Source organism: Paraburkholderia sediminicola (genome assembly GCF_046026895.1).
GTDB lineage: Bacteria > Pseudomonadota > Gammaproteobacteria > Burkholderiales > Burkholderiaceae > Paraburkholderia > Paraburkholderia sediminicola_C.
Genome location: NZ_JAQQEU010000267.1, coordinates 1 through 685, shown reverse-complemented (window position 1 = coordinate 685; position 685 = coordinate 1). Strand labels below are relative to the sequence as shown.

The 685-nt window shown below is 62.2% G+C and carries 1 protein-coding gene; it reads right to left on the bottom strand.

Annotated features, from left to right (window positions below):
* Positions 1-169 precede the first annotated feature (169 nt).
* Positions 170-457: a hypothetical protein gene (locus PQR02_RS40675; protein WP_408243429.1), complete on the bottom strand. Its 288-nt coding sequence runs from the start codon at positions 455-457 to the stop codon at positions 170-172.
* Positions 458-685 lie beyond the last annotated feature (228 nt).

Here is a 685-nt window from a genome sequence, read left to right as displayed (position 1 = left end):
GACCAGACCGATCACGAGCGTGATCATGGCGGTGGAAAGCAGCGCGTGCAGCAGTTCTTCGTCGAAGTGGTCGAGCTCACGGGTGTTCTGGCATTGCAATGCGATGCGGCTACCGGCTCGCCACTCCCGCGATCGAAAGCTTCTACGAACTCGTGACGCGCTGCCTGCGCTACCGGATCATCGCTACCCGGAAACGCTCACCGTCGGTGCGCTCGAAAACAGCGGCGAGATCCGGCCGTCCGACCTGCCGCGCGAACTTCGCCAGCCGCCGCCGAAGCCCGCCGAGCAGGCCGCGCGCCGACTGCCCCGCCCCGATTCGATCCGGCACATAGCGCTCCGCGGCTTTGCGAACCGGCATGCCGACGTACTTGGCGCGCAGCATAGCGAGTTCGTCGGCATCGGGAAAATCGACGAGGCGAGGTTCAGACGAAGGTGTCGAGGTGAGGCGCATTTTCATGACATGGAGTTTGGTCCCCTCACGCGGGTATTAAGATAAGAATGCTTATCTTAATAGCCTTGTCGGAGGTGCTTTCGAAATCAGAAACTGTGCCGCGCGGGGAGCATATCGCTCGCCTCCTTGAGCCCCTGTCTGGTCGGGCGAACGGCTCTATCGAGAGAACCAAACGCCCGTTGTCGACCCACTTCCGCCCTTCAACGCAGCGCGGCCGCAAGGGCCGTTATCAAG